Here is a 25,377-nt window from a genome sequence, read left to right as displayed (position 1 = left end):
AATTATTTACCTGCAGCAGGGATTAGCCAATTCACTTGATTTATTTTTGGACCACCAATAATGAATGAATCATCATTCATATTTTTATAATAGTAGGACAATTCATTTGTGTCAAGAAATTCCCTGTAAATATATTTTATTATTGCATTTCCTTTATCCCTGGACAAGCCTATTGCATCAAAAATAAAGAGCCGATTGAAAATCGGTCCCTGAAGTTAAGCCCGCTTTTCCTCTTCTTCTTTAAATTTCTTTTTTTCTTCATCAACTAATGCCCTTCTCAGTATTTTTCCAACCGCTGTCTTAGGAAGCTCTTCACGGAATTCATATAGCCTTGGAACTTTATAGGCTGCCAGATGTTTTCTCGCAAATTGATCAAGTTCTTCTTCTGTTGCCTCTTTTCCCTCCTTCAGCACAATATAAGCCTTGACTGTTTCTCCTCGATACGGGTCGGGTATTCCGGCGGCAACCACTTCCTGTACAGCTGGATGCTCATATAGTACTTCTTCTATTTCACGGGGGTAAATATTAAATCCTCCTGCAATAATCATATCTTTCTTCCTGTCCACCACATAGAAATACCCATTTTCATCCATATAGCCCAGATCACCGGTGAGCAGCCAGCCACCCTTTAAAGTTTGCTCCGTTTCTTCAGGGCGTTTCCAATATCCTTTCATTACCTGAGGCCCTTTAACTGCAATTTCGCCAACTTCTCCTGCCGGAAGTTCTTCTCCTGTCTCCAGTGAAAAAATAGCTGCATCTGTATCAGGCCAGGGCACGCCTATACTGCCTTTGACGCGGGGGCGATCCCATAAGAAATTTGCATGAGTCACAGGTGATGATTCAGTCAAACCGTAACCCTCGACAAGTTTGCCTCCTGTTATTTCCTCAAATTTCTGCTGGACTTCAACTGGCAGTGCGGCAGACCCGCTAATGCAGGAGTCTATAGAGGATAGATTATATTTTTTTATATCCGGATGGTTCAATAAGCCGATGTAAATCGTAGGCGCTCCGGGAAATAAGGTCGGCCTTTGTTTATGAATGGTTTTCAAGGTTGTTTCGGGATCAAACTTCGGGAGAAGGACCATTTTATGCGCATCCATTACTGATAAAATCATGACTGTTGTCATTCCATATACATGAAAGAATGGCAGTATGCCAAGCACTACCTCCTCGCCGCGCCTGCACTTATAAAGCCAGGCCTTGCACATTGCTGTATTGGATACCAGGTTGCTGTGCGATAGCATGACACCCTTCGGAAAACCGGTAGTGCCGCCCGTATACTGCAATAACGCCAAGTCTTCTTCAAAATCGAAGTCATGGATTTTAAGAGGCTCAGCAGGGCTTTTTAGTATTTCTGTCAATAAATGATTATGACCATCATGTTTTACATTTACAACAATGCCATACTGTTTTTTCTGGATAAAAGGATATATAAGATTTTTAGGGAATGGAAGGGCATCTTTGATTGCCGTTACAATAATATGCTTCAATTCTGTCTGCGGCATCACTTTGGTCACTCTGGGAAATAAGATATCCATTGTAATGATCGCTTTTGCTTCTGAATCCTTCATTTGATATTCCAATTCCCGTTCCATGTATAGCGGATTTGTCTGGACAACGATCCCGCCAGCCATCAGAATTCCATAATAGCTGATAACAGACTGCGGCGTATTCGGGAGCATAATCGCCACTCGGTCTCCCTTTTCAATTCCCAGACTCTGCAGATATGCAGCAAGCTTCAGGGAAGATTCATATATATTTTTATATGTGAATTCCTTTCCCATAAAATGAATGGCTGTTTTCTCCGGAAATTCTTCTGCAGCATTCTTTAAATAATCCTGTACCGGCTGTTTTGGATATGACAAGGTTGAGGGGATTTCTGCCGGGTATTGCTTAAGCCATGGTTTTGCTTCTGCCATTTTGTCCCTCCTTTGTTTCAAGCCCATTTGAAAAACTATGAGCAGCCTCAAAATTTTTAGAACATTCTAACTGTTCGACCTTATTATAATATAATGCTGGTTCTATGACAATTAGAATAAGACCTTACACTTAGGCAGTTTTTTTTCGAGGGTTGTCCAGTCTATTTTGTATAATACAGCACAGGATAAAAATAAAAAAAATCGCCATTTGAATTGGCGATTTTCTTATTTCCCTATTTTACAAAAATGTTATGCAATAAAGAATATATAAATGGCCCCTATAAGAAGAAACACTCCGCTAAGAACCAGCAGAACCTTTGCTAACTTTTCCAATGTTAATTCTCTCCTTATATTAAACCTGCACCAATGACATAAGACAAACCGATTGACAGCACCATGGAAATAAAGCCGACAGCTTTGTTATTATTCTCAATTTCTTCGTCAATTTTAAACTTTGGTGTTAAAAATTCAAATATGAAATAGCCGATTAACAAAAGAAAGAAGCCAAATACTCCCCAGGTAATCATTGTCAGCAAGGTATCATTATGCATGATGGAGTGCCTGAAGATATTAGCAATCCCAAAAATTTTCCCGCCGGTCGCCATCGCTACAGCAACATTGCCGTTTTTTATTTCTTCCCAATTGCGATACTTGGTGACCAGTTCAAAGACTGCTAAAAAAACAATCATACATAAAATGACAACACTGTAATAGGCAGCTGTTTGGATAAACTCATTTTCCCAAAATTCTCTCATTTAGACTCTCCCCGCCGTTATTAGAATCCCCTCCCCCTCAGAGTAGACCTAGGGGAAGGGAAGCTTATTTGAATTCAACGATCGTAACCCCTGTGCCGCCTTCTCCAGCTTCACCAAACCGGATTTTCTTTACAGATCTGTGATTCCTTAAATATTCCTGAACCCCCTGCCTCAATGCACCGGTCCCTTTACCATGAATAATGGAGACACGGGGATATGCAGCCAGCAGGGCATCATCGATATATTTCTCCACTCTTAAGAGTGCGTTTTCATAGCGCTCGCCCCGTAAATCAAGCTCAAGGCTTACATGAAAGTCCCTTCCTTTCACCGTTGCCACTGGTTTTGTTTCCACAGGTTTAGTGCTTTTAATGTATTCCAGATCCTTTTCGGCCACTTTCATTTTCAGGATACCAATCTGAACCTGCCATTCGTTCTCAGACACCTTTTCAAGCAGGTGCCCTTTTTGCCCAAAACTCAGAACTTTTACCTCATCACCTGCTTCAAAAACGTGTTTATTATTCTTTGGCTTTAGTTTATTTTTGGCTGTGCTCATCTGAGGTGCAGCTTCGGACAGGCGTTTCTTCGCTTCTATCAGCTCATGCTCCTTTACCTCAGCATGTTTTTCCAGCCGCATCTTTCTTAAGTCACGGATAATCTCTTCTGCTTCAGCCTTGGCTTTCTCAACGATATCGCCGGCCTTCTCTGCAGCCTTCTCATGCATCGCATCTTTTTGCTCATAAAACTCAGCCATTTGCTTTTGGAGATCTTTATGAAGTTTTTCTGCACTTTTCAAAAAGTCATTGGCTTCTGACATGTCAGCTTCTGCTTGTCTGCGGCTTTCCTCCAGGGAAGCAATCATATTTTCAACCTGATTGGTATCTGCTCCGATATAGGATCGTGCGGTCTCAATCACTTGATCATTAAGCCCAAGCCGTTTGGATATTTCAAAGGCATTGCTTCGGCCAGGAACTCCAATCAACAGCTTATAGGTTGGACTTAGCGTTTCAATATCAAATTCTACACTGGCATTGATTACTCCTTCTCTGTTATAGCCGTACGCTTTAAGTTCAGGATAATGAGTGGTGGCAATAACTTTTGCCCCCCGCTTGTATACTTCGTCAAGAATGGAAATTGCCAGGGCAGCACCTTCCTGCGGATCTGTGCCTGCACCAAGCTCATCGAATAATACCAGGCTATTGAAATCAACCTCGTTAAGAATTTCCACGATATTCACCATGTGTGAAGAGAAGGTACTTAAGCTTTGTTCAATTGATTGTTCATCTCCGATATCAGCATAAACATTTCCGAAGACAGCCGTTTCAGACCCATCAAGCGCCGGGATTTGCAGACCTGCCTGTGCCATTAAAGTGCAGAGTCCTACTGTTTTTAAAGTTACTGTCTTCCCGCCTGTATTCGGTCCCGTAATGACTATGGTTGAATAATCATCACCAAGCTTAACATCATTTGCCACTACTTCATCAATTGGAATAAGCGGATGCCGGGCTTTGAATAATGATATTTTCCCTTGATTATTAATTTTCGGCTTAGATCCTTTTATTCGTTTACTGTATCTGGCTTTTGCAAAAGTAAAATCGATTTCTCCGAGCACATCTACAATGGTTTCCAGTTCACTGCTGCTCTCAGCTGTCTGTCCCGAGAGCACTATGAGGATCCGTTCGATTTCCTGCTGTTCTTTCACCCTTATGCCCTGTAATTCATTGTTCAACTGGACTATGGACGCAGGCTCAATGAATAATGTCTGGCCGGATGAGCTTTGGTCATGGATAATGCCGCCATAATGTCCCCGGTACTCCTGCTTTACAGGGATGACAAATCGGTCATTTCTTATTGTAATAATTGCATCGGAAAGCATTTTTTGTGCGCTGGAAGACCGAATCATGCTCTCCAGCCGCTCCCTTACACGCGATTCTTTGGTACGAAGCTGATTTCGAAGCGAACGGAGAGTCTCGCTTGCACTGTCAAGTACTTCTCCATTGTCATCAACCGCATTGCGGATAGAGGTCTCCAGGTCTGCCAAGACAATAATTTTATCAGCATATCCAGATAAGATAGGCAAACTGCTTTCTTCCTCAGCAAATTCCTCGATGAATCTTTTCATCTGCCTGCTTGCATGAATTGTGCTGGATATTTGGTTAAGTTCCTGGGGACTTAGCATTCCGCCAATAACCGCCCGCTTCACATGAGGACGAATATCAAAAATGCCGCCAAGCGGTACATTCCCTTTAATTCTAAGCACTTTTACGGCTTCATCTGTTTCTTCCTGCCTGCGGATTACCTCTTCATACTCAGTTGAAGGAAGAATATTTAAGGCCTTTTTTCTACCCAAGGATGAAGAAACATGTTCCAGCAGCTGTTCCTTCACTTTATTGAACTCAAGTATCTTTAATACTCTATCTTGCATGAGGACTTTCCCCTTTCATGCCCAATTTTCCTATTGGCGTTCTTTAAGAAATTTGAGCAAATCTTCTGTTTCCATGGCATTTAGAACGGATTCTTTCTTGATCCATCCTTTCTTTGCCGCAGAAACACCGATTTCCATGTGATTTAAAGTGTCTATTTTATGTGCATCTGTGTTAATCACTATTTTCACACCTGCTTCCTGAGCTTGTCTGATATGGTCGGAAGCAAGATCAAGCCGGTTCGGATTCGCATTCAGCTCAAGGGCTGTATTTGTTTCCTTGGCTAGCTCGATAAGCATTTCCATGTCTACATCATAGCCTTCCCTGCGACCGATCAATCTTCCGGTGGGGTGGGCGATAATGTCAACATGAGCATTCTGCAGCGCCGTTTTCAAGCGTGCCATGATTTTTTCCTTCGGCTGTGAAAAAGAAGAATGAATGGAAGCAATGACGATGTCCAGCTCTTCGAGGAGTTCATCGTCATAATCCAGCGATCCGTCAGGCAGAATATCCATCTCCACCCCTGATAAAATCGTGAAGTCATCAAACTGCTCATTTAGCCGCTTTATTTCTTCCTTTTGACTGCGAAGCCTTTCGGCTGTCAAACCGTTCGCCACTCTCAGGTACTGGGAATGGTCTGTAATCGCCATGTATTTATAGCCTCGGGCACGGCACGCTTCGATCATTTCCTCTATGGAATAGGCGCCATCACTCCAGGTTGAGTGCATATGAAGATCACCCTTAATATCTTCTAGAGAGATAAGTTCCATGCCTTGCGTGTATTCATCTACTTCTTTCCCATCTTCCCTAATTTCAGGAGGAAAGAATGGAAGCCCAAAATGGGCGTAAAATTCTTCTTCTTTATTAAATGTAAGGATTTCCCCTGTTTCTGTATTTTCGACTCCATACTCACTGATTTTTTCCCCGCGCTCTTTGGCAAGCTGGCGCATTCTGACATTATGATCCTTTGATCCAGTAAAATGATGGAGTGTTGTGGCAAATTCATGCGTCTCAACTAGTCGGAAGTCAGCAGATATATCATAAGAATGCTGAAACACAACCGAAACCTTTGTATCTCCTGCGGCAATTACTTCTTTGATGCCGGCCAGGCTTAATAACTGCTCTTTGACAGAAGCAGGATTGTCAGTAGCTATAATAAAGTCGAGGTCTTTGATGGTTTCCCTCATTCTCCTTAAGCTACCTGCCCTTGAGTACTTTTCAATATCCTTCATTTCTGAAAGCGCAGCTTCTATGCCTTCTGCAATTGGCAGCATGAATGCAAGCGGGAGCCGTTCCGGTCTGGTTCCTGCATTTTCAAGTGCAGCGAGTATCTTCTCTTCAGATTTTTCCCCGAAGCCTGCCAGTCCCCGGACCTTCTTATTGCGGCAAGCCGCTTCAAGATCTGCAGCATTTTCGACGCCCAGCTCTTTATATAGCTTGGCGATTTTCTTGCCGCCAAGTCCCGGGAGCTGAAGCAGGGGAATTAAACCAGCAGGGACTTCTTCTTTCAGCTCATCAAGAACAGAAGACATTCCTTCTTTAATGTACTCCTCAATTACAGCAGCAGTGCCTTTACCGATGCCGGATAGCTTTGTAAAGTCATCAATTTCAGTCAAGCTCTCATCATTTGATTCAAGTGCGAGTGCCGCTTTTCGGAACGCAGCTGTTTTGAATGGGTTCTCTCCTTTTAACTCCATATAAACAGCAATAGTCTCTAAAAGTCTGACGACATCTTTTTTATTTATACTCATGAAACCCCACCTGTCCGTAACAATATTCGTAAACGTATTATCTCTTATTTTGCTGTATAACTTCAAATCATGGATATTTAAAGCACCTTACTTAAAAAGTAAAAGTACCCATTATACGGCTATCCGCAAAAAACACAGAGCTCACAGGACTCCTCGTCTTCCCCTGCATGTCCGCCGCTCCTTCACCCCACTAAGTGAAATCACTGGTATAAAGATTTAATATCCGCAAAGCTTTTAAACTGTCTTTCAAAAAGAAAACTTCTCTAAGATAGAGAAGTTACGCACCTATATATTCAACCCACATTTCTTTGAACTGGTTAGAGAGAACAGGCGTGTTCTTAACCATTAATTCTGCCATAAAGGAATTATTGATCGGTCCCTGCAGGACTTCGATTGGAACGAGTGCTGCTATGTATAATACAATAAACATGATAAGATAGACTTCGATAAATCCGAGAATTCCTCCAGCCCAAACATTCAGCTGTTTTAGTACCGGAAGATGGGCAACAAAATCGAGCATGCTTCCAATAATCTGCAGTAATATTTTTACGGCAAAAAAAATCACGACAAATGCAATGGCGCGATAGTAAGCATCTTCAAGATCTGCATTCTCAAATAACGTCTTTATCGCCGAGTCACTGCTAAAGCTTGGATATGGAACCCATAAGGTCAGCTTAGGCGCCAGCTCACTGTAATACATACGGGCTACAATGAAAGCAATAATGAATCCGGTCAAATGAATTAATTGCAGGATAAATCCTCTTTTCAGGCCTATTAAAAAACCAAAAACCAAAATAATAATAATTGCAAGATCCAGCATGACTACTTTCCGTCCTTTACTCTATTTAATTCGTTTTCCAGCCGTTCCAGACGGTCTGTTAGCTTTATATAATCATTAACAGCATTGACTGCGGTTAGCACGGCTAACTTACTAATGTCGAGTGATGGATTCTTCGAACTGATCTCACGCATTTTATCGTCAACCAGCGAAGCGACAAGGCGAACATGGCTGGAGCTTTCTGTGCCAACTATTACATACTGCTGTCCATAAATATCTACACTTGTTCGGTTTCTTTGTATCTCTGACAACGTCCATGCCCCCTTCTTTAAAGAATCCTAATCAATATCATAACATGAACACATATTGGTGGGAAGCCAAAGCATGTCAGAATAGCTCAGTTAATGTAAATCGATTCCAAATAGAGGAAACAAAACCAACAATACACTACGATGAGGAGAATGAATATGAGCCAGGTAGTACTCTTAAAAAAAACAAGTGAAATCGCTAAAATGAAGGATCATTATTCTGGCAGCCTAAATGATAAGCAGCCTCCAGGAAGTGTTTTTGCTGCAAAAGTTCCAGGATGTTCGATCACTGCCTATAAATCAGGCAAGGTTCTCTTCCAAGGAAGCGGATGTGAAGCTGAGGCTAAAAAATGGGGAGATACCGCACGCAGTCAACAGCCCAGCAAGAAAACCAGCCCCACTGCTGCCGGTCTTCCCGAAAATATAAGTTCCCTTTCTGTCATAGGTTCCGATGAAGTAGGTACCGGGGATTATTTTGGCCCCATTACAGTGGTTGCAGCTTATGTGAAAAAAGATCAAATCCCTTTGCTGAAGGAGCTTGGTGTGAAGGATTCAAAAAATCTGGGGGATGAAAGAATCATTGAAATTGCAAAACAGATTAAAAATATCGTTCCCCACAGCCTGTTAACATTGCATAATGAAAAATACAATAAGCTTCAGCAAGCAGGGATGTCACAGGGTAAAATCAAAGCATTGCTGCACAATCAGGCCATTGGGCATGTTTTAGGTAAAATTTCTCCTGAAAAGCCTGAAGCCATTCTGATTGATCAATTTGCCAAAGAAGAGATTTACTACAATTATTTGAAAAACCAGAAGACCATACAAAGGGAGCGGGTCTTTTTCAGCACAAAAGCTGAAGGAATCCATCTGGCAGTTGCAGCAGCATCCATTCTGGCACGCTATGCGTTTGTGCGCCACTTTGAAAACTTAAGCACAAAAGCAGGTTTCAGGCTCACTAAAGGCGCTGGCCCGAAGGTTGATGAGGCAGCTGCCAGGCTTATCAGGGAAAAAGGGCGTGAGGCATTGCCTCTTTTTGTAAAACTGCACTTTGCAAATACTGAAAAGGCAATGAAACTTTATAACAGGAAGTATAAATGATAATAAAGCAGCCAATTAGGGAAAATTGGCTGCTTTTTTACTGTTTAAAAGAGTTTAATCCTTATGAATATGTATTTATCTTCCAATAATCTGTTGTTACCGGCCATTTTTGTTTATTTACCGGCCAAACAAAGAGAAGGCAGCCCCGGGACTGCCTTCTCCTCATTTTTATCCTCTCAATACTGCTCCGGCTTTTTCCTTCACAGCTTCCAATACTTTGTCATGCGCTTTTGTTACATCTTCATCGGTAAGAGTACGTTCAGGGTCGAAGTATTTTAGGGAGAAAGCCAGCGATTTTTTGCCTGGCTCCATCCTTTCGCCTTCGTACAGATCAAAAACATGCACGTCTTTCAATAATTTGCCGCCAGCTTCTTTAATAATGTCTTTAAGCTGACCCGCAGCTGTTTCCTGATCTGCTACAAGTGCAATATCCCTTGTAATTGATGGGAAACGAGGAATAGCTTCATACTGCAATGGTGAAACTTCTTCCTCCAGAATGGCTTTTAATGAAAGCTCAAATGCATATGTTTCTTTCAGATCAAGCTCTTTTTCGACAGTCGGATGGATTTGTCCGACTAATCCCACTGACTCCCCTGTAAGCAATACTTCTGCTGTTCTGCCAGGATGCATTCCATCCTTCTGTGCCTGGCGGAATTCAACTTTATCTAAAACTCCCAGCTTATCAAATAATCCCTCGAGAATTCCTTTAACAGTATAAAAATCAACCGGCTTCTTTTCTCCCTGCCATGGATGGCTGTGCCATAGGCCAGTAACCGCACCGGCAAGATGCTCACGCTCTTCAGGCAGTTCCTCTTCCCCATTTGAAAGGAACACTGCTCCTGTTTCATAAACAGCCAGGCTGTCGTTCTGGCGTGCAGAGTTATATTTTAATACCTCCAGAAGCTGGGGAACAATGCTCAAACGAAGGAGGCGGCGATCCTCACTCATAGGCATTGCCAGCTGCACGGGTTTGCGCTCTTCCAGTGCATACTGAGTCGCTTTTGCTTCACTTGTTAAGGAATATGTTACTGCCTGATAAAGTCCCGCACCTTCAAGGTAGCGGCGGACCAATCTGCGTTTGTTCTGGTATTGGGTAAGATGCCCTGGTGTAGACGATCCAACCGGTAAAGTTGATGCCAGGTTATCGTAGCCAAATAGGCGGCCAACTTCTTCAATCAGGTCTTCTTCAATCGTGATGTCACCTCTTCGTGTTGGAACTGTAACGGTAATCGTATCGTTATCAGTATTTGTTTCAAATTGAAGGCGGGCAAAAATAGCCTCTACTTCATTCATAGATAATTCCGTGCCTAGAACGCGGTTTATTTTTTCAAGCGTTACAGACACCACCGCTGGCTCCACTTGCAGTGCATCTGCTTCCACTGAACCTTCAAGCACTTCCCCGCCTGCATATTGCGAAAGCAGCTGAACAGCTCTTTCTGCAGCAGCTTTCACTCTGTTTGGATCCACTCCTTTTTCAAAGCGGGCACTCGCTTCACTTCTTAATCCATGGTCTTTTGATGCTTTTCTTACCGTTGCACCTTTAAAATAAGCTGATTCGATAATCACATTTTTCGTATCAGACTGCACTTCAGAATTTGCTCCCCCCATCACACCGGCAAGTGCAATTGGCTCTGTCCCATTTGTTATCAAAAGATGGTCTGTTGTTAACTCACGCTTTGCATCATCAAGAGTGACAATCACTTCGCCACCATTTGCTCTGCGGACAAGAATTTGCTTCGATCCCAGCCGGTCATAATCGAAAGCGTGAAGAGGCTGGCCGTATTCAAGTAAAATATAGTTTGTGATATCCACCACATTATTGTGAGGACGAATGCCTGCTGCCATCAAACGGGCCTGCATCCATACAGGAGATGGGCCAATCTTTACATTTTTTACAACCTTTGCAACGTAAAGAGGATTATCTTCTTTTGCGTCCACCTGAACGTCAATGTAATCAGAAGCACGTTCAGAAGTGGTCTCAGCCTGCGGCTCAGGAAGCTTTACTTCCCTTCCTAAGATAGCCGCTACTTCATAAGCAACACCCAGCATGCTTAAGCAATCTGAACGGTTTGGTGTCAATCCAAGCTCCAGAATCTGATCATCACGATTAAGCTGCTCAAGGGCATCCTGGCCAACCTCTGTATCATTAGGAAAAACATAAATGCCTTCAGAGTATTCCTTTGCAATCAGCTTGCTTTCAATGCCGAGCTCTTGCAGCGAACAGATCATTCCATTCGATTCCTCGCCGCGAAGCTTGGCACGCTTTATTTTAAAATTGCCTGGAAGCACAGCTCCTACTGTAGCCACGGCCACTTTCTGTCCCTTATCCACATTCGGGGCACCGCAAATGATTTGTACAGGCTCACCAGCCCCAGTATCAACTAAACATTTATTCAGTTTATCAGCATTAGGGTGCTGTTCCCTTTCAAGGACATGCCCTACAACCACACCTTTGATGCCTTCATTTAAAACCTCTACACCTTCAACTTCAATACCGCTCTTCGTAATCTTTTCTGCAAGATCTTCAGGTGTAACTCCTGATAAATCAACATATTCCTGCAGCCATTTATATGAAACGAACATTTGTGATCCTCCTTAATAATTGTCCAGCCGGCTCCTAACCCCTCCAGGCCATAAGCCATTCTGCCATAAAGGTTAAAGAACAGCCTTGCTGACAGCTTTTATTCATGAATTGAAAATTGCTTCAAGAAACGCACATCATTTGTATAGAAGTGGCGAATATCATCTACACCATACTTCAGCATGGCAATTCGCTCAGGACCCATTCCGAATGCGAAGCCTGTATATTTCTTAGAGTCGAAGCCCGCCATCTCAAGGACATTTGGATGTACCATCCCGGCACCAAGAATTTCAATCCAGCCGGTCCCTTTACATACGCTGCAGCCTTTTCCGCCGCAGATTTTACAGGAAATATCCATTTCCACTGATGGCTCTGTAAATGGGAAGAAGCTTGGGCGAAGGCGGATTTCCCTGTCATCACCGAACATTTTCTTCGCAAAAACCTCCAATGTTCCCTTTAAATCAGTCATTCGGATGTTTTCATCTACCACAAGCCCCTCTATTTGCATGAACTGGTGGGAGTGTGTAGCATCGTCATTATCACGTCGGTATACTTTACCTGGACAGATGATTTTAACTGGCCCTTTGCCTTCATGCTTCTCCATTGTTCTTGCCTGTACCGGTGAAGTATGGGTACGAAGGAGAATGTCTTCTGTAATATAGAAGGAATCCTGCATATCCCGCGCAGGATGGCCTTTAGGAAGATTCAATGCTTCAAAATTATAGTAATCCTTTTCAACTTCAGGGCCTTCAGCTACTGTATAGCCCATTCCAATGAACATGTCTTCAATTTCTTCGATAATGCGTGTCAGCGGGTGGTGATTACCTGATTTAACAGGTCTTCCTGGAAGAGTGACATCAATTTTTTCTGCAGCCAGTTTTTCCTGAACAGCTGCTTCCTCCAGATGTTTTTGCTTTTCCTCAATCCCGGCAGCAATGCTGTCTCTTACTTCATTTGCAAGGGCCCCCATTTTTGGACGCTCTTCCGCAGACAATTTACCCATTCCTTTAAGAACTTCAGTAATTGGGCCTTTTTTACCTAAATAGGATACTCGAATATCATTTAGCTCTTTCAATTCAGCTGCCGCGCTGATCTTTTCTAACGCTTCTGTTTGCAGTTCTTTTAAACGCTCTTGCATCAAAAAATCCTCCTTGAAATTAATCCTTTTACTTTTTTGGCCAAAATAAAAAACCTCTATCCCCATAAAGGGACGAGGTTTCGCGGTACCACCCTTTTTAACACATATATGTACTTCATGCACGTGTTCACTTCATTGGGATAACGGCTGATGCCGGTACATCTTTACATCGAAAAGCGGAAGTGGCCCGTTTAGTGAAGCCATAGCTTTTCAATGGTCCCGATGCCAACTCAGGAGGTGAAGTTTCTCTTGCATTTCCTTTAAAAATGCTTTCAGTCTTAGGCATTTTCTCCCTGGTAAGGCTTACTGCAAGGTACTGGTCTCCGTCATCGTTTTGTTTTTATAATTTGCTGTTAATTATATTATATTCTCGAGACTGTTTCAAACGGTTTTCAAAAAATATCAGCCCATTTTCTACTTTCTTAGATGATACAGAAGAATTCCGGCAGCCACCGCCACATTAAGCGATTCGCTTTCTCCGAAAATCGGTATATACAGGTTTGCTGCTGTTTTAGCCAGAAGATCTTTGTTCACGCCGTTCCCTTCATTTCCAACCAGCAGGGCGAAGGAATCAGAGGCTTCATATTGTGTGTATTCACGGGCATTTTCCAGCGCGGTTCCATAGACTGGAACATTTATGTCTGAAAGTCTGCCGACCCAGTCAGACAGGTTTCCTCTTAAAACCGGCAAATGGAAGTGACTCCCCTGTGCAGAGCGGAGCACCTTTGGATTATAGGCGTCTACGCTGCCTTCACCTATAATAACAGCATCGATACCAGCAGCATCAGCCGTCCTGATCATTGTCCCCAGATTGCCGGGATCCTGTACGGCATCAATTAATAAAAACCGTTTTCCATTTACTTCCCCAGTGGACGGTTCCTGATGACATACTGCAAAGATCCCCTGCGGTGTTTCCGTATCCGCCAGCAGCCCGATGATTTCATCTGTTACCATCGTTACAGGGATGTCTCCATAATCCCATCCGGGAGGCATGTCTTTATTCTCACTAATAATTATTTCTGTTATTTTATTGGCATTAAGTGCTTCTTCCACCAGATGGAATCCTTCAACTAAAAAGGTTTCTGTTTTGTCACGCTCTTTCCTGGACAGAAGTTTTTTCCATTCTTTAACTTTTTGGTTTTTTGCAGACTGTATATGCTTCAACAACGTCTCTCCTTTAAAAGAAATCCGGAACTACCGGAATTTTTCTGTGCAGTTTTTTCATTATAGCCTATTAGAAATACATAATAAAAGCAAAATTAGAGAAGATAATAACGAATTAAATCTGGAAGGAGTGCATCAAGGTGAATTTAAACCTGCGCAATGCCATTTTACACAATGTATCAGGCAACTCTCAAGATGAATTGAAAGATACAATCGTGGATGCCATTCAAAATGGGGAAGAAAAAATGCTGCCTGGCTTGGGTGTTTTATTTGAGGTAATTTGGAAAAACTCCTCTGAAGAAGACAAGCTTGAAATGCTTCAAACCTTGGAGAGCAGTCTTAAATAAAATGAAAAACTCCGGAAAAGCCCGGAGTTTTTTTATTTTATTCAAATGTAATCTTATCAACTGTTTCCCTGTCCAGCTTCTTAATCACTTCAACGATCAGCTTTACAGCATTTTCATAGTCATCGCGGTGAAGCATGGCTGCATGGGAATGGATATACCGTGTTGCAATCGTGATGGAAAGAGATGGTACTCCATTATGTGAAACATGAATGGCTCCTGAATCTGTTCCTCCGCCAGCAATGGCATCAAATTGATAAGGGATATTCAGTTCATCTGCCGTGTCTGTTACAAGGTCACGCAGGCCTTTATGAGAAACCATTGATGCGTCATAAAGGATGATTTGCGGCCCTTTACCCATTTTACTCATGGCTTCTTTTTCAGAGATCCCAGGTGTGTCGCCTGCAATTCCCACATCTACACCAAATGCGATATCCGGTGCGATTTTTTGTGCAGAAGTACGGGCTCCGCGAAGACCAACCTCTTCCTGAACGGTTCCCACACCATAAACTTCATTCGGATGTTCTGCATCTTTCAATTGCTTAAGCACATCTATTGCAATTGCGCAGCCAATGCGATTATCCCAGGCTTTTGCCAAAAGCATTTTTTCATTATTCATCACCGTAAACTCAAAATATGGAACCACCATGTCACCAGGCTTTACTCCCCATTCTTTCGCCTCTTCACGGCTTGAAGCACCAATATCAATGAACATATCTTTAATTTCAACAGGCTTTTTGCGAGCCTCCGGTGATAAGATATGCGGCGGCTTTGAGCCAATTACTCCGGTAACATCTCCTTTCGATGTTACAATCGTCACCCGCTGTGCCAGCATAACCTGCGACCACCAGCCGCCAACCGTCTGGAAGCGGATGAAACCTTTATCATCAATGCTTGTTACCATAAATCCAACTTCATCCAAGTGGCCGGCCACCATGATTTTAGGGCCGCCTTCTTTCCCCATTTTTTTTGCAATCAGGCTTCCTAATCCATCTGTTGTCACTTCATCAGCATAGGCTGTTATGTATTTTTTCATAACCTCGCGCGGTTCGCGCTCATTTCCCGGAATCCCTTTTGCATCTGTTAAGTCTTTGAGCATCGTTAACGTTTCATCTAATTTAGCCATCATTTCGACTCCCTTAATATTTATTTAAACATATTATATCGAACATCCGATTCAATATAAAGAATTATCAGACGGATATTCCCTAAGGCGGAAGGCCGAAGAAATAATCAGTATCCTTCAGCCTGCCTTTTATAATTTACTTCATTCTTGTCTATATATGCTTTTTCTATATGAGAAGAGTTAAATCCAAGCATTTCTCCCAAATGCAAGTAAACTGCGATAAGCTCTTTATAATCCGTTAAAGAACGGCTAGTCCGAAACTTTCCAATCGCTTCATAAACCGATAAGAACTGGCCATTCAATGAAACCGCCTTTTCCACCGGAACAGCAAAGTCCTTTTCCCCATCAAATCCACATTCAATTCCAATTGATAAAATGAAATGTATACCGTCTACAAACTCTTCCAATACTGTTTCCTGAGGGGAGGAAGGCTTAAGGCTCCAAAACTTAAAGCATCTTGTCTCATTTGCAAGCTCTCCCAATTCAACAAGCAGCGCCAGTATCTTACGGTCAAATAAATCTTCTTCCTCTAAACCATGGTTTGATTCTATATGCCTGTCCAGCCCTTTTTGCATTTGGAACAATTGCTGATAATTCATTTTCCACCATCCTATAATATTTAAAGATTAACTTCATTATAAATCTCATCAAAAAAAATTATAACAAATCGAAAAAAAGTTGAAACTTTTTTAAAGCTCATCCGTATAGTATGGAAAATAATAATGGAGGGCTGGTTATTATGTGGCTCCTTAGAATGCTATTGTTTGCACTGATTCTTTTTCTCATATACACCGCGGTAAAATACCTTTTGAATTCCAAGAGAAAGCTGGAACTTGCCCACGAACAGAAACGATATTATTTTTGGGATGATCAGGAAAATGTCAGGAAGAACTTCCTGATTACGTATAAAGGGGTTTTATTTGAAGGCGAAAAGTACCTGGGAACGACTGACAATTCTTTTGATGTGGTCTCTATATTTATCTGGCCGCACAATTTATCGGCCCTTAAGGGGATGGTAAGGGAGGATTTTCTTTTTATTGAAAAAAAGATAACCGAGACATATCCTACTGCAAAAATAGACTGGAAAAGCCCTGTTAAGGAGTTCATGCATAAAACAGCTTCTCCAGGCGAGGAAATTAAAGATCATCTCTAAAGGCTCTTTTCTAAAAGCTTGTTGTTTTTGTCCGTTGATTGCAGCGAAAATCAACTCAGTAAATTAAGTCAAGTTACGAAAAGCAACAGAATTTACAAAACACCCTCTCTAAAAAAACGTTCGGCAGCTCCGAACGTTTTTTTATGCTGCTTTGAAGAATTCCTTCCATTTTATAACCGTCACCTTCTCCCTCAATACAAAAACTAAAACAGAAAGTGACAGCAAAATCAGAACAATCATAGAAGGCGTAAATCTGCTGATGAACTCTCCAAAAACGGTATAAAAAACAGCCAGCGGCAAATTGGTGATCCATGAATTTTTCAGATATTGATTGAACCCCTTATTTCTCTCCATCAGACAAAAACTCAATAAATGATAATGAATAAAAGGGATAAGCCTTAATACTGCAACCTGGCCGACAGTTAAATTCCGATACTCTCCAAACCACCGCTTTTTTAATAAAGAGAGTTTTTCATGTGTCCCCGGCATTTTGGTGATTAGAAAATAAAAAAGAATACTGCTGATCATTAACCCTGCAAGCGAGAAAACAGAGCCAAAAAAACTGCCAAAGAGAACTCCACCGGTTATGCAGACAAGCGGTACCGGAATAAATAGAAACTGCCGGATGATATGAAAAAAGATAAAAGCAAAGGGAGCAAGAATTCCAGCAGTCTCTGCCATAGCAAACAATAAAGTCAATTGTTCATTCATGCCTTCACCTCTCCCGATGACGTTCCTGCTGTTCTCTAAAGCTTATGGAAGCCGCTGACTGTTTATGACAATTGAATAACAAGGTACAAAAGCAAGCCAGTCTCAAGCAACGCCAAAAGTGGCAGCCCCCATTTAAACTGAACATGCTTCGTTTTATGCCTGAAAGTCTTCATACCAAGAGTCATTCCCGCTGCCCCGCTCAAGAAGGCTGTGATCCAGAGATTCTTCTCGCTTATACGGAACTCATTCCGTTTTGCTTTTTCTTTATCAAGCCGCATCAGGCAGAAACCAATCACATTCATGATCAGATAGATAAGAGCTATTGTTTTAATCATGAGCTTTCTCCTTTTATGTTTTAAGTCACTATTGAGCTTAAATGAAATGGAAGCTTTCTGTCCATCAAAAGCAAAATAAAAAGCCATCCCCTTAGGGAATGGCTATTGCAGGAATTATTACTTGCTAAGCTGCTGCTTTGCAACTGATGCTAATTCAGCAAATGCTTTTTCGTCAGCGATTGCTAATTCAGCAAGCATTTTACGGTTAACTTCGATGCCAGCAAGCTTTAAACCGTGCATTAAACGGCTGTAAGAAAGACCGTTCATGCGAGCTGCTGCGTTAATACGAGTAACCCAAAGTTTGCGGAAGTCGCGCTTTTTCTGGCGACGATCGCGGTAAGCATACATTAGGGATTTCATAACCTGCTGGTTAGCAACTTTGTATAATGTATGTTTTGAACCGAAATAACCTTTAGCTAATTTGATGACTTTTTTACGACGTTTGCGAGTAACTGTACCGCCTTTTACACGTGGCATATTATTTCCCTCCTAATTTCGAGATATTACTTAAGATTTACTAATAAGTTACGGATGCGCTTGTAATCGCCTGAAGAAACAAGAGTTCCTTTGCGAAGCTTACGCTTTTGCTTTTGAGATTTGTTCGCGAACATATGGCTTCTGTAAGCATGAGAACGCTTCAGTTTACCAGAACCTGTTCTTTTGAAACGCTTAGCAGCGCCGCGGTGAGTTTTCATTTTTGGCATTGGGAATTCCTCCTCTTACTTGTCGTTTTTCGGTGCTAAGACCATAAACATGCTTCGGCCATCCATTTTCGGATGTGATTCCACTGTTGCAACTTCATTGCATGCTTGTGCAAAGCGGATTAATACACGCTGGCCGATTTCCTTATGCGTAATGGCACGTCCTTTAAATCGGATCGATGCTTTTACTTTATCGCCTTTTTCAAGGAATTTAATAGCATTGCGAAGTTTTGTATTAAAGTCATGTTCTTCAATAGTCGGGCTAAGACGAACTTCTTTAATACTGATAATCTTCTGGTTTTTGCGAGCTTCTTTTTCTTTCTTCTGCTGCTCGAATTTGAACTTTCCGTAGTCCATGATACGGGCTACAGGAGGCTTCGCACTCGGTGCAACCAGAACAAGATCAAGATTGGCACGAGAAGCAATTTCAAGTGCGTCGAATTTTGATTTAATCCCTAACTGCTCGCCGTTTTGGTCAATAAGACGGACTTCGCGGGCGCGAATGCCCTCGTTTAACAACATATCTTTGCTAATAGCTAGACACCTCCAAGGTTTAATGCGAACACAACGTTTGGGTCAAGAAAAGCGCAAGCGCCTGCTTAGCAGACAACTTAAAAGCTGTCAGCTGCACCGGACCAAAGCTGAATCGCAAGTTATGCAACATTTCTCTTCCGTGACGGAATCAGAGCTGTTTTTAACCAAATAAAAAAGTGCGGATGAAAACACCCACACTTACGTATATAAACAGAAAATGTTCACGTAAAACCTGCCAACTGCACTTTGCGTCAATCAGGTGAGAAGCGGGTGCTTCTTCTTTTCCTCAAACTGTATTCAATTTACCTTAGCAACTATATCACAAAGAATGACTCCGTGTCAAACGAATAACTTTTATCACAACGAAGAAAAGCATAACAAAATTAATTGCTTTTGGCAATATGATTTTAATATTTTTTCGAAATGAATTTAATCCCAACTTTTTCATTTTTTCCTTCCTGCTCATAAAATTATAGTTTTACTTGATTTACAAATGACCATAAAAAGGGCTGCAGCACGTGCAGCCCTTTTTCATTATTAGCGTTTTACTTCAGTTTTTAGTGCAGAGATGAAGTCCTCAAATGAAACAGTTTCAGATTTTTGCTCTCCATACTTGCGGACATTGACAGCTTTTTCAGCTACTTCGTTGTCTCCTACAACAAGCATATATGGAGTTTTTTGCATTTGGGCTTCACGGATCTTATACCCGATTTTTTCATTGCGGTCATCGAGCTCAACACGGAAGCCCTCTGCCTGAAGCTGCTCCTGCACTTTTTTTGCATAATCAAAGTGGATATCAGGGGATACCGGAATAACCTGGACTTGAACTGGTGCAAGCCAAGTTGGAAATGCTCCCTTATATTCCTCAATCAGGAATGCTACAAAACGCTCCATAGTAGAAACGACACCTCGGTGGATTACTACCGGGCGATGAGGCTTTCCATCTTCCCCTACATAAGTCAGATCAAATCGCTCAGGAAGCAGGAAGTCCAGCTGGACAGTTGATAAAGTCTCATCCTTGCCAAGCGCAGTTTTAACTTGGACATCCAATTTAGGACCATAAAAAGCTGCTTCGCCTTCTGCCTCAAAATAATCGAGGCCGATTTCATCCATCGCTTCTTTAAGCATGGCCTGTGCTTTTTCCCACATTTCATCATCATCAAAGTACTTCTCAGTATCCTGAGGATCTCTGTAAGAAAGGCGGAATGAGTAGTCATTGATATCGAAGTCTTTATATACTTCAAGAATTAGATGCACTACACGCTTAAATTCTTCCTTGATCTGGTCAGGACGAACAAAAATATGTGCATCATTCAGAGTCATGCCCCGCACACGCTGAAGGCCGGATAGGGCTCCTGACATTTCATAGCGGTGCATTGTTCCAAGCTCTGCAATACGGATAGGCAATTCGCGGTAGCTGTGGATGCCATTCTTATAGATCATCATATGATGCGGGCAGTTCATTGGACGAAGGACAAGCTGTTCGTTATCCATCTCCATGACAGGGAACATGTCTTCCTGATAATGATCCCAGTGGCCGGATGTTTTATAAAGATCCACGCTTCCCATGATCGGAGTATACACATGGTCATAGCCCAGTCTTTCTTCCTTATCGACGATGTATCGCTCGATATTGCGGCGGATTGTTGCCCCTTTTGGAAGCCACATTGGGAGCCCCTGGCCTACTTTTTGCGAATTCATGAACAGGTTAAGCTCTTTGCCGATTTTGCGGTGGTCTCGCTCTTTTGCCTCTTCAAGGAGACGCAAATGCTCAGCCAGGTCCTCTTTCTTGAAGAAAGCTGTTCCATAAATACGCTGAAGCATCTTGTTATCACTGTCGCCTCTCCAATAGGCTCCGGCAATGCTTAATAGTTTGAACTCCTTCAATTTGCCAGTAGAAGGTACATGGACACCGCGGCAGAGGTCAAAAAATTCGCCCTGCTCGTAAATAGTCACTGTTTCATCTTCAGGAATTGCCTCGATCAGTTCAAGCTTATATTCATCATCAATTTCCTTGTACATCTGAACTGCTTCATTGCGGCTGACTTCTTTGCGAACAATATCAAGATTTTCATTAATAATCTTTTTCATTTCTTTTTCAATCACTGAAAGATCTTCTGGTGAAAGTGATTCTTCCAGATCGATGTCATAATAGAATCCGCCTTCAATAACGGGTCCTACCCCAAGCTTTACATTTTTATATAAACGCTTGATCGCCTGAGCCATCAAATGGGCGGTGCTATGGCGAAGAACCTCCAGCGCATCGCTTGAGTCCGCTGTGACAATTTCAATCGCACCATTGTTTTCGATTGGACGTCGAAGATCATACATTTCTCCATCCAGCTTGCCGGCAATCGCCTTTTTCTTCAGGCCCGGGCTGATCGAAGCTGCAATATCTTCTGTTGTCGTTCCCTTTGGAAACTCCTTTACAGCCCCATCTGGAAACGAAACTTTAACAACTTCTGACATGATATTTCCTCCCTTTTTATGTTAACGCAAGACATCTGAATCAGATGCTGCTGCGCTTTACACTTGAAAAATAAAAAAACCCGTCCCTAAAAAAGGGACGAGTTATTATTAACACGCGGTTCCACCCTACTTCTCGTTTTCAAAAAAGACAAACGACTCTGTAGTAAGATAACGGTCTTTTCCCGCCAGCCCATTTCCTGGCTGGAGTTCAGAGGCGGTAAGCATTCAAATCGTGTTAGGAAGGTTTCAGCCTTGCCTTCCCTCTCTTTAAACCGTATTAGAATACCCTTATCCTCATCGCAACTTTTGCTTGGTTATTGTAATATGTACGTTATTATAGTTTGTTATTTCAGGAAAATCAAGGGTATCTTTTACATTTTTCATCATCAGCATAAGAATGGGTGTTTCGATCATGATAAAAAGCAGTAAGAGAGCTTAATTGAAGCCTTTCTTCAAAAATATTGCGGATTGTTCTGACCAGAGGCTGGTCAAAATCATCTGAATAGAGATAAATAGCTGAAGGTGCGATTGAGAGCAGCGGTGCAATCGTACCAGAATCCACATATACTGGATGATTGGATAATAGCTTGCGGTCAATCATTCTTAAGAGCTCTCCGCGTTTAATTTCACGCAATTGCTCATCATAAAAATAAACACCTTCATCCATTAAGACATGGATTGTATCGATTTTGGGCTGCCTGCCTGACAGGAAATCCCTCAAAGTATGGATGAACATCTGATATTCCTGTTCCATTTTGTACTCATCGATGGAAACTTCCACATATTTGGTCATTTCATTCATGAGCGGGCGCATCCGGAATTTTACGAATGAATCAAAAGAAAAGGAAATATGATCTTGAAACAACTGATCAATTGCACTTTTTAAATTTTCTTTAACATCCAGGCCACTGACAAACGCAGCAAGATCCTCGCGGTTTCCTTCCAGGATAGAGTGAATAATTTCTAGAATTTGCTGCTGCTCGCCTTCATCCTCATAATAATAATGCTCCATCAGTATCCGTTTAAACCAATCATCCTGCTTTTGGTTCACGATAAATTGAAAAAATGCTGTCTTAACAGTATTCAGGATATTGCCGCTATTTTCAGCAGAAACTCTGACTATATGTTGATCTTCAAAATGAAGAATATTATTATCACTTTGACAAAAAGACTGCAGCTGTTCTGAAAGATGCTCATGAAAATTTCGAGCATCTGTGCTGCTCTGGAAAATGATTTCGATCAACCAAATCCCCCCTTTATACAAATCTCTGTTCTATGTATATGGCGGACTTGGCCAAATTAGAAGTAGGGTTTGGTGTTTTAGTGTATTAAACGATGATAAGTTCCTTTGGGATAAAATTTTCTTTTAGCGTTTTAATTTTGTCCGTTGATTTTACTCCAGATGCTCGCATTTTGCTGAGCGGGCGGTGAGCATTTTTGAACCATGCTTCAGTGCCATAAATACCCGCAGGACATTGAATAAGCTTCTTCGAATGAACACCACACGAAGGAAATGCGTCAGCACTCTCGAGGATCAAGTGCCCACAGCGAAGATCAACTCAGCAAATTAATCTAGGTTATGAAAAAGCAACGAACTTTACAAAAACTGCCTTGAATATAAAAAGCGCACATGTAGTGAAAACAGCAGCAATAAAAAAACTGCCGAGGGATTTATCGGCAGTTTTTCAGATTATACTCTCCTGTTCGGCCCTTCTACAAGCACAGGTTCAGCTAGGTATTTAATTCGCTCCATAATTCTTCTAGCTTTCATTTTCTCTTCCTCACCGCGCTGGCTGTAGGAGAGATGATGTTCAAGTCCCTGGAGGTCGAAGTTGGAAGTGAAAAAGGTTGGGAGGCTTTCCTGCATGCGGAACTGCAGAATTGGCCCTAAAATCTCATCCCTTGTCCAGCTGGACATGGTTTCTGCTCCAATATCGTCAAACATTAAAACAGGTGCTTTTTTAATGGTTTCCATCTTACCGTTAAGGGTTTGATCTCCAATTGAATTTTTCAATTCCCTGAATAACTCAGGAACATAGACAATCATGGAGGAAACTTTCCGGCTTGCGAGCTTATTGGCAATCGCACCAAGCAAATATGACTTGCCCACACCGAATTTCCCATAAAAATAAATTCCTTTTTGCTTGGACCCCGGCTGGTAGTCCATTACAAAAGATGCCGCCTTATCCACAGCCTCAATGCGGTCGTCATCATCATATATGGAATCAAAAGTGGCATGAAGGATATCAGATGGCACATATAAACTCTGGATTAATTTTTCATTTCTCCGCTTTTCATCGTGCATGACCTTGCGCGGGCATTTATCATACTTCAAATCGATCGATCCTCTTTGAATCACAAGTTCTGGATGATAGCCCTGCATGAAATTTACACAACCTTCCAAGCTGGAACATTTATTGCATTCCTTGCTCTGCTGTGTGTACTCAAAAAGCTTGCTAAGGCTTTTCTCTACCATCTCAGATGTCAATTCATCCTGATGTTTTTGGAGAAAGGCCTTTACTTCAGGGTGATTAAGCGTTTGGTTCCTCATCATTTCATATCTTCTTTGAAAACCTTCATTGCCAGCAAGACGCCGTAATGTTTCATTAATTTTTTCCATTAATCAGTCACCTCCTGTGATCGCAGTTTTTTTAATTTCTCCTTAAGTTCCCTTTTTTTCAATTCCCGCTCATACTGTTCCTTTTCGCTATTTTGCTGCTGGGTCTGTTCCTTTTTGGCAGCTGGGCTGCTATTTTCATCAAACCAGTCTGGAAGCATCTCTGTTCTGATCGGCTTCCTTTTGTTCCCCGTTGGGCCTGCAGTTTTCTTTCCTTCCGCCCAATCAAGGTATTGGCGATGTTCCTTTTTGGCTAATGCAATAGCCGCCTCAGGGGTTTTAATCTTCTTTCTCGCCCAGTGGCCAGCTATTTTTTCTACGTACCCTTTCGTCAGCTTCATATCTGTTTTGAGCATAACATATTGAATCAGCACATTAATTACCCCAGGCAGAAGCTTTTGCTGGAACATGACATCTTCTATAATCTGCAGATCGCCCTTCGAAGGTTCTGCTCCTCCTGATATATCTTTTAATAGCTGCCTGGGTGAGGTAATTTCCAAATAACGAATTAATTCTTCTTCCTGTGTTTCAGGCTTTTTTTTATGAGTATGATGAATGGCAGGCTGAACCCGGTCTATCAGGGATGGAAGCATATCCTGGTTTTGGAATTGATACCAATCCCGCGCAGATTTTCTTAATTCATCAATGTTTATCTCATTATCTTCATTTACGGCGCTGATGACAATATTTTTCATCTGAATAGGGTCGATTCCGTATAAAAAGGCAAGATTGCTGATGGAATCCTTTACTTTAACTGTAAGGGCTTTTTTTGGTACAAGCGATTCATTAAGCCCTGCCTGAAGCAATTCAAAATTAAACTCTTCATTTCCAATTTGAATGCCCTCCTGCTCCTGCCTTCCAATATACCCTTCCCCATCCGATTCATTCATCAGCTTCACCACTTCTTCATCTAACGAACCAGGGTGCCCGGATTGGAATACATCCTGGAAAGCCTTTGTTACTTCCTCAAATCCCATGGCCGGCTGCACCTTCTGATCTGAGAAGAAGCGCTTCAATCTCATAAATTGATTCTTGCCCAATTTCTTATAAAGATAGATATTGAGCATGCCATCAAGGAAGAATTGTTCAGGTGTCAGCGGTGGAAGCAGCTCGTAAATAAATGACCTTGTCTCTTCTTCTTTGTTCACATATACCTTTAAAAGTCCTATCCCTTCAAGCTTGAGACGGGCTTCATAAATATCTTTAAGCCCCATCCCCATGAAATTCATTAAACTATGGTGTGAGTTGGAAGATGACCATAGCCGATTTTCTTCAAGTTCGGCCCATAAAGTCATATACAAACTGAAGCACACAGAGCCAATGAGCGGCTGGTATAAGAGTGTCAGCACTTTCCGGTCATAATCATGCAAAAGCCCGCTGGCTGCTACTGTATATCGGTCTATTGGAAGCATCTCCTGCCAATGCTGGGCCATGGCGTTCACCTTTTTCTATCTAAATTTTTTTATCCTGTCAAT

At 42.0% G+C, this 25,377-nt stretch carries 23 protein-coding genes and 3 other annotated features; of the genes, 3 read left to right on the top strand and 20 right to left on the bottom strand.

The features are described from left to right. Positions 1–215 precede the first annotated feature (215 nt). From NSQ49_RS17620 to zapA, 6 genes are all read right to left on the bottom strand, one after another. The gene (locus tag NSQ49_RS17620) at positions 216–1,919 is read right to left on the bottom strand and encodes a long-chain-fatty-acid--CoA ligase (RefSeq protein WP_251283948.1); all 1,704 of its coding nucleotides are present in this window, start codon (positions 1,917–1,919) and stop codon (positions 216–218) included. Between the two features lie 347 nt (positions 1,920–2,266). Next, positions 2,267–2,674: a DUF350 domain-containing protein gene (locus tag NSQ49_RS17615; RefSeq protein ID WP_159863373.1), complete on the bottom strand. Its 408-nt coding sequence runs from the start codon at positions 2,672–2,674 to the stop codon at positions 2,267–2,269. 64 nt (positions 2,675–2,738) lie between these two features. Next, positions 2,739–5,096, bottom strand: coding sequence for an endonuclease MutS2 (locus tag NSQ49_RS17610; RefSeq protein ID WP_251283947.1), 2,358 nt, complete (start codon positions 5,094–5,096; stop codon positions 2,739–2,741). Between the two features lie 30 nt (positions 5,097–5,126). Then, complete coding sequence (gene polX, locus NSQ49_RS17605) at positions 5,127–6,845, bottom strand: DNA polymerase/3'-5' exonuclease PolX (protein WP_251283946.1); 1,719 nt, start codon at positions 6,843–6,845, stop codon at positions 5,127–5,129. A 277-nt stretch (positions 6,846–7,122) separates the two neighbouring features. Beyond that, positions 7,123–7,665, bottom strand: a complete 543-nt coding sequence (locus tag NSQ49_RS17600; RefSeq protein WP_159863376.1) for a CvpA family protein — start codon at positions 7,663–7,665, stop codon at positions 7,123–7,125. A 2-nt stretch (positions 7,666–7,667) separates the two neighbouring features. Beyond that, the gene (zapA, locus tag NSQ49_RS17595) at positions 7,668–7,934 is read right to left on the bottom strand and encodes a cell division protein ZapA (protein ID WP_159863377.1); all 267 of its coding nucleotides are present in this window, start codon (positions 7,932–7,934) and stop codon (positions 7,668–7,670) included. A 156-nt stretch (positions 7,935–8,090) separates the two neighbouring features. Here zapA and rnhC point away from each other — a divergent pair, with 156 nt between their 5' ends. Beyond that, positions 8,091–9,029: a ribonuclease HIII gene (rnhC, locus tag NSQ49_RS17590; RefSeq protein ID WP_251283945.1), complete on the top strand. Its 939-nt coding sequence runs from the start codon at positions 8,091–8,093 to the stop codon at positions 9,027–9,029. A 168-nt stretch (positions 9,030–9,197) separates the two neighbouring features. Here the strand turns inward: rnhC and pheT are convergent, their stop codons facing one another. The 3 genes from pheT to NSQ49_RS17575 form a co-directional block, all read right to left on the bottom strand. Beyond that, positions 9,198–11,612: a phenylalanine--tRNA ligase subunit beta gene (gene pheT, locus NSQ49_RS17585; RefSeq protein WP_251283944.1), complete on the bottom strand. Its 2,415-nt coding sequence runs from the start codon at positions 11,610–11,612 to the stop codon at positions 9,198–9,200. 98 nt (positions 11,613–11,710) lie between these two features. After that, complete coding sequence (gene pheS, locus NSQ49_RS17580; protein ID WP_159863380.1) at positions 11,711–12,748, bottom strand: phenylalanine--tRNA ligase subunit alpha; 1,038 nt, start codon at positions 12,746–12,748, stop codon at positions 11,711–11,713. Between the two features lie 65 nt (positions 12,749–12,813). Next, positions 12,814–13,087 (bottom strand) — a binding site (T-box leader). A 75-nt stretch (positions 13,088–13,162) separates the two neighbouring features. After that, positions 13,163–13,912: a TrmH family RNA methyltransferase gene (locus NSQ49_RS17575; protein WP_159863381.1), complete on the bottom strand. Its 750-nt coding sequence runs from the start codon at positions 13,910–13,912 to the stop codon at positions 13,163–13,165. 140 nt (positions 13,913–14,052) lie between these two features. Between NSQ49_RS17575 and sspI the strand changes: the two genes are divergently transcribed. Next, on the top strand, positions 14,053–14,259 hold the full coding sequence (sspI, locus tag NSQ49_RS17570) for a small acid-soluble spore protein SspI (RefSeq protein ID WP_035330267.1): 207 nt from the start codon (positions 14,053–14,055) through the stop codon (positions 14,257–14,259). A gap of 37 nt (positions 14,260–14,296) precedes the next feature. Here sspI and NSQ49_RS17565 read toward each other — a convergent pair whose 3' ends face one another. Further along, positions 14,297–15,382, bottom strand: a complete 1,086-nt coding sequence (locus NSQ49_RS17565; protein WP_159863454.1) for a M42 family metallopeptidase — start codon at positions 15,380–15,382, stop codon at positions 14,297–14,299. Positions 15,383–15,489: 107 nt separating this feature from the next. After that, positions 15,490–15,981, bottom strand: coding sequence for a dUTP diphosphatase (locus NSQ49_RS17560; protein ID WP_159863382.1), 492 nt, complete (start codon positions 15,979–15,981; stop codon positions 15,490–15,492). A gap of 140 nt (positions 15,982–16,121) precedes the next feature. On the opposite strand from NSQ49_RS17560, the gene NSQ49_RS17555 reads away from it, so the two are divergent. Further along, complete coding sequence (locus tag NSQ49_RS17555; protein WP_159863383.1) at positions 16,122–16,535, top strand: sigma-w pathway protein ysdB; 414 nt, start codon at positions 16,122–16,124, stop codon at positions 16,533–16,535. Between the two features lie 141 nt (positions 16,536–16,676). Here the strand turns inward: NSQ49_RS17555 and NSQ49_RS17550 are convergent, their stop codons facing one another. From NSQ49_RS17550 to NSQ49_RS17510, 9 genes are all read right to left on the bottom strand, one after another. Further along, positions 16,677–17,246, bottom strand: coding sequence for a TVP38/TMEM64 family protein (locus tag NSQ49_RS17550; protein WP_159863384.1), 570 nt, complete (start codon positions 17,244–17,246; stop codon positions 16,677–16,679). Between the two features lie 62 nt (positions 17,247–17,308). After that, a complete protein-coding gene (locus NSQ49_RS17545; protein WP_159863385.1) occupies positions 17,309–17,581 on the bottom strand; it encodes a DUF1294 domain-containing protein in 273 nt (90 codons plus the stop codon). A 117-nt stretch (positions 17,582–17,698) separates the two neighbouring features. After that, on the bottom strand, positions 17,699–18,058 hold the full coding sequence (gene rplT / locus NSQ49_RS17540; RefSeq protein ID WP_009333214.1) for a 50S ribosomal protein L20: 360 nt from the start codon (positions 18,056–18,058) through the stop codon (positions 17,699–17,701). 26 nt (positions 18,059–18,084) lie between these two features. Further along, positions 18,085–18,285 (bottom strand): 50S ribosomal protein L35, encoded by a 201-nt coding sequence (rpmI, locus tag NSQ49_RS17535; RefSeq protein WP_009333215.1) that lies wholly within the window; start codon positions 18,283–18,285, stop codon positions 18,085–18,087. Between the two features lie 15 nt (positions 18,286–18,300). Then, complete coding sequence (gene infC / locus NSQ49_RS17530; RefSeq protein WP_159863386.1) at positions 18,301–18,804, bottom strand: translation initiation factor IF-3; 504 nt, start codon at positions 18,802–18,804, stop codon at positions 18,301–18,303. Between the two features lie 176 nt (positions 18,805–18,980). Next, positions 18,981–19,104: a sequence feature (ribosomal protein L20 leader region), on the bottom strand. 249 nt (positions 19,105–19,353) lie between these two features. Continuing rightward, the gene (thrS, locus tag NSQ49_RS17525) at positions 19,354–21,285 is read right to left on the bottom strand and encodes a threonine--tRNA ligase (protein ID WP_251283942.1); all 1,932 of its coding nucleotides are present in this window, start codon (positions 21,283–21,285) and stop codon (positions 19,354–19,356) included. Positions 21,286–21,375: 90 nt separating this feature from the next. Beyond that, positions 21,376–21,595: a binding site (T-box leader), on the bottom strand. 48 nt (positions 21,596–21,643) lie between these two features. Continuing rightward, positions 21,644–22,528 carry a putative sporulation protein YtxC gene (ytxC, locus tag NSQ49_RS17520; protein WP_159863388.1) on the bottom strand — a complete coding sequence of 295 codons (885 nt, stop codon included), beginning with the start codon at positions 22,526–22,528 and terminating at the stop codon, positions 21,644–21,646. Between the two features lie 447 nt (positions 22,529–22,975). After that, positions 22,976–23,905 carry a primosomal protein DnaI gene (gene dnaI / locus NSQ49_RS17515; RefSeq protein WP_159863389.1) on the bottom strand — a complete coding sequence of 310 codons (930 nt, stop codon included), beginning with the start codon at positions 23,903–23,905 and terminating at the stop codon, positions 22,976–22,978. Continuing rightward, positions 23,905–25,335: a replication initiation and membrane attachment family protein gene (locus NSQ49_RS17510; protein ID WP_159863390.1), complete on the bottom strand. Its 1,431-nt coding sequence runs from the start codon at positions 25,333–25,335 to the stop codon at positions 23,905–23,907. The genes dnaI and NSQ49_RS17510 overlap by 1 nt, the downstream gene beginning before the upstream one ends. Positions 25,336–25,377 lie beyond the last annotated feature (42 nt).

It is taken from the genome of Cytobacillus sp. FSL R5-0377, assembly GCF_038004385.1.
Taxonomy (GTDB): domain Bacteria; phylum Bacillota; class Bacilli; order Bacillales; family Cytobacillaceae; genus Cytobacillus.
Note: the sequence above shows the minus strand (reverse complement) of the source record. Positions and strands in the feature narration are given on the sequence as shown.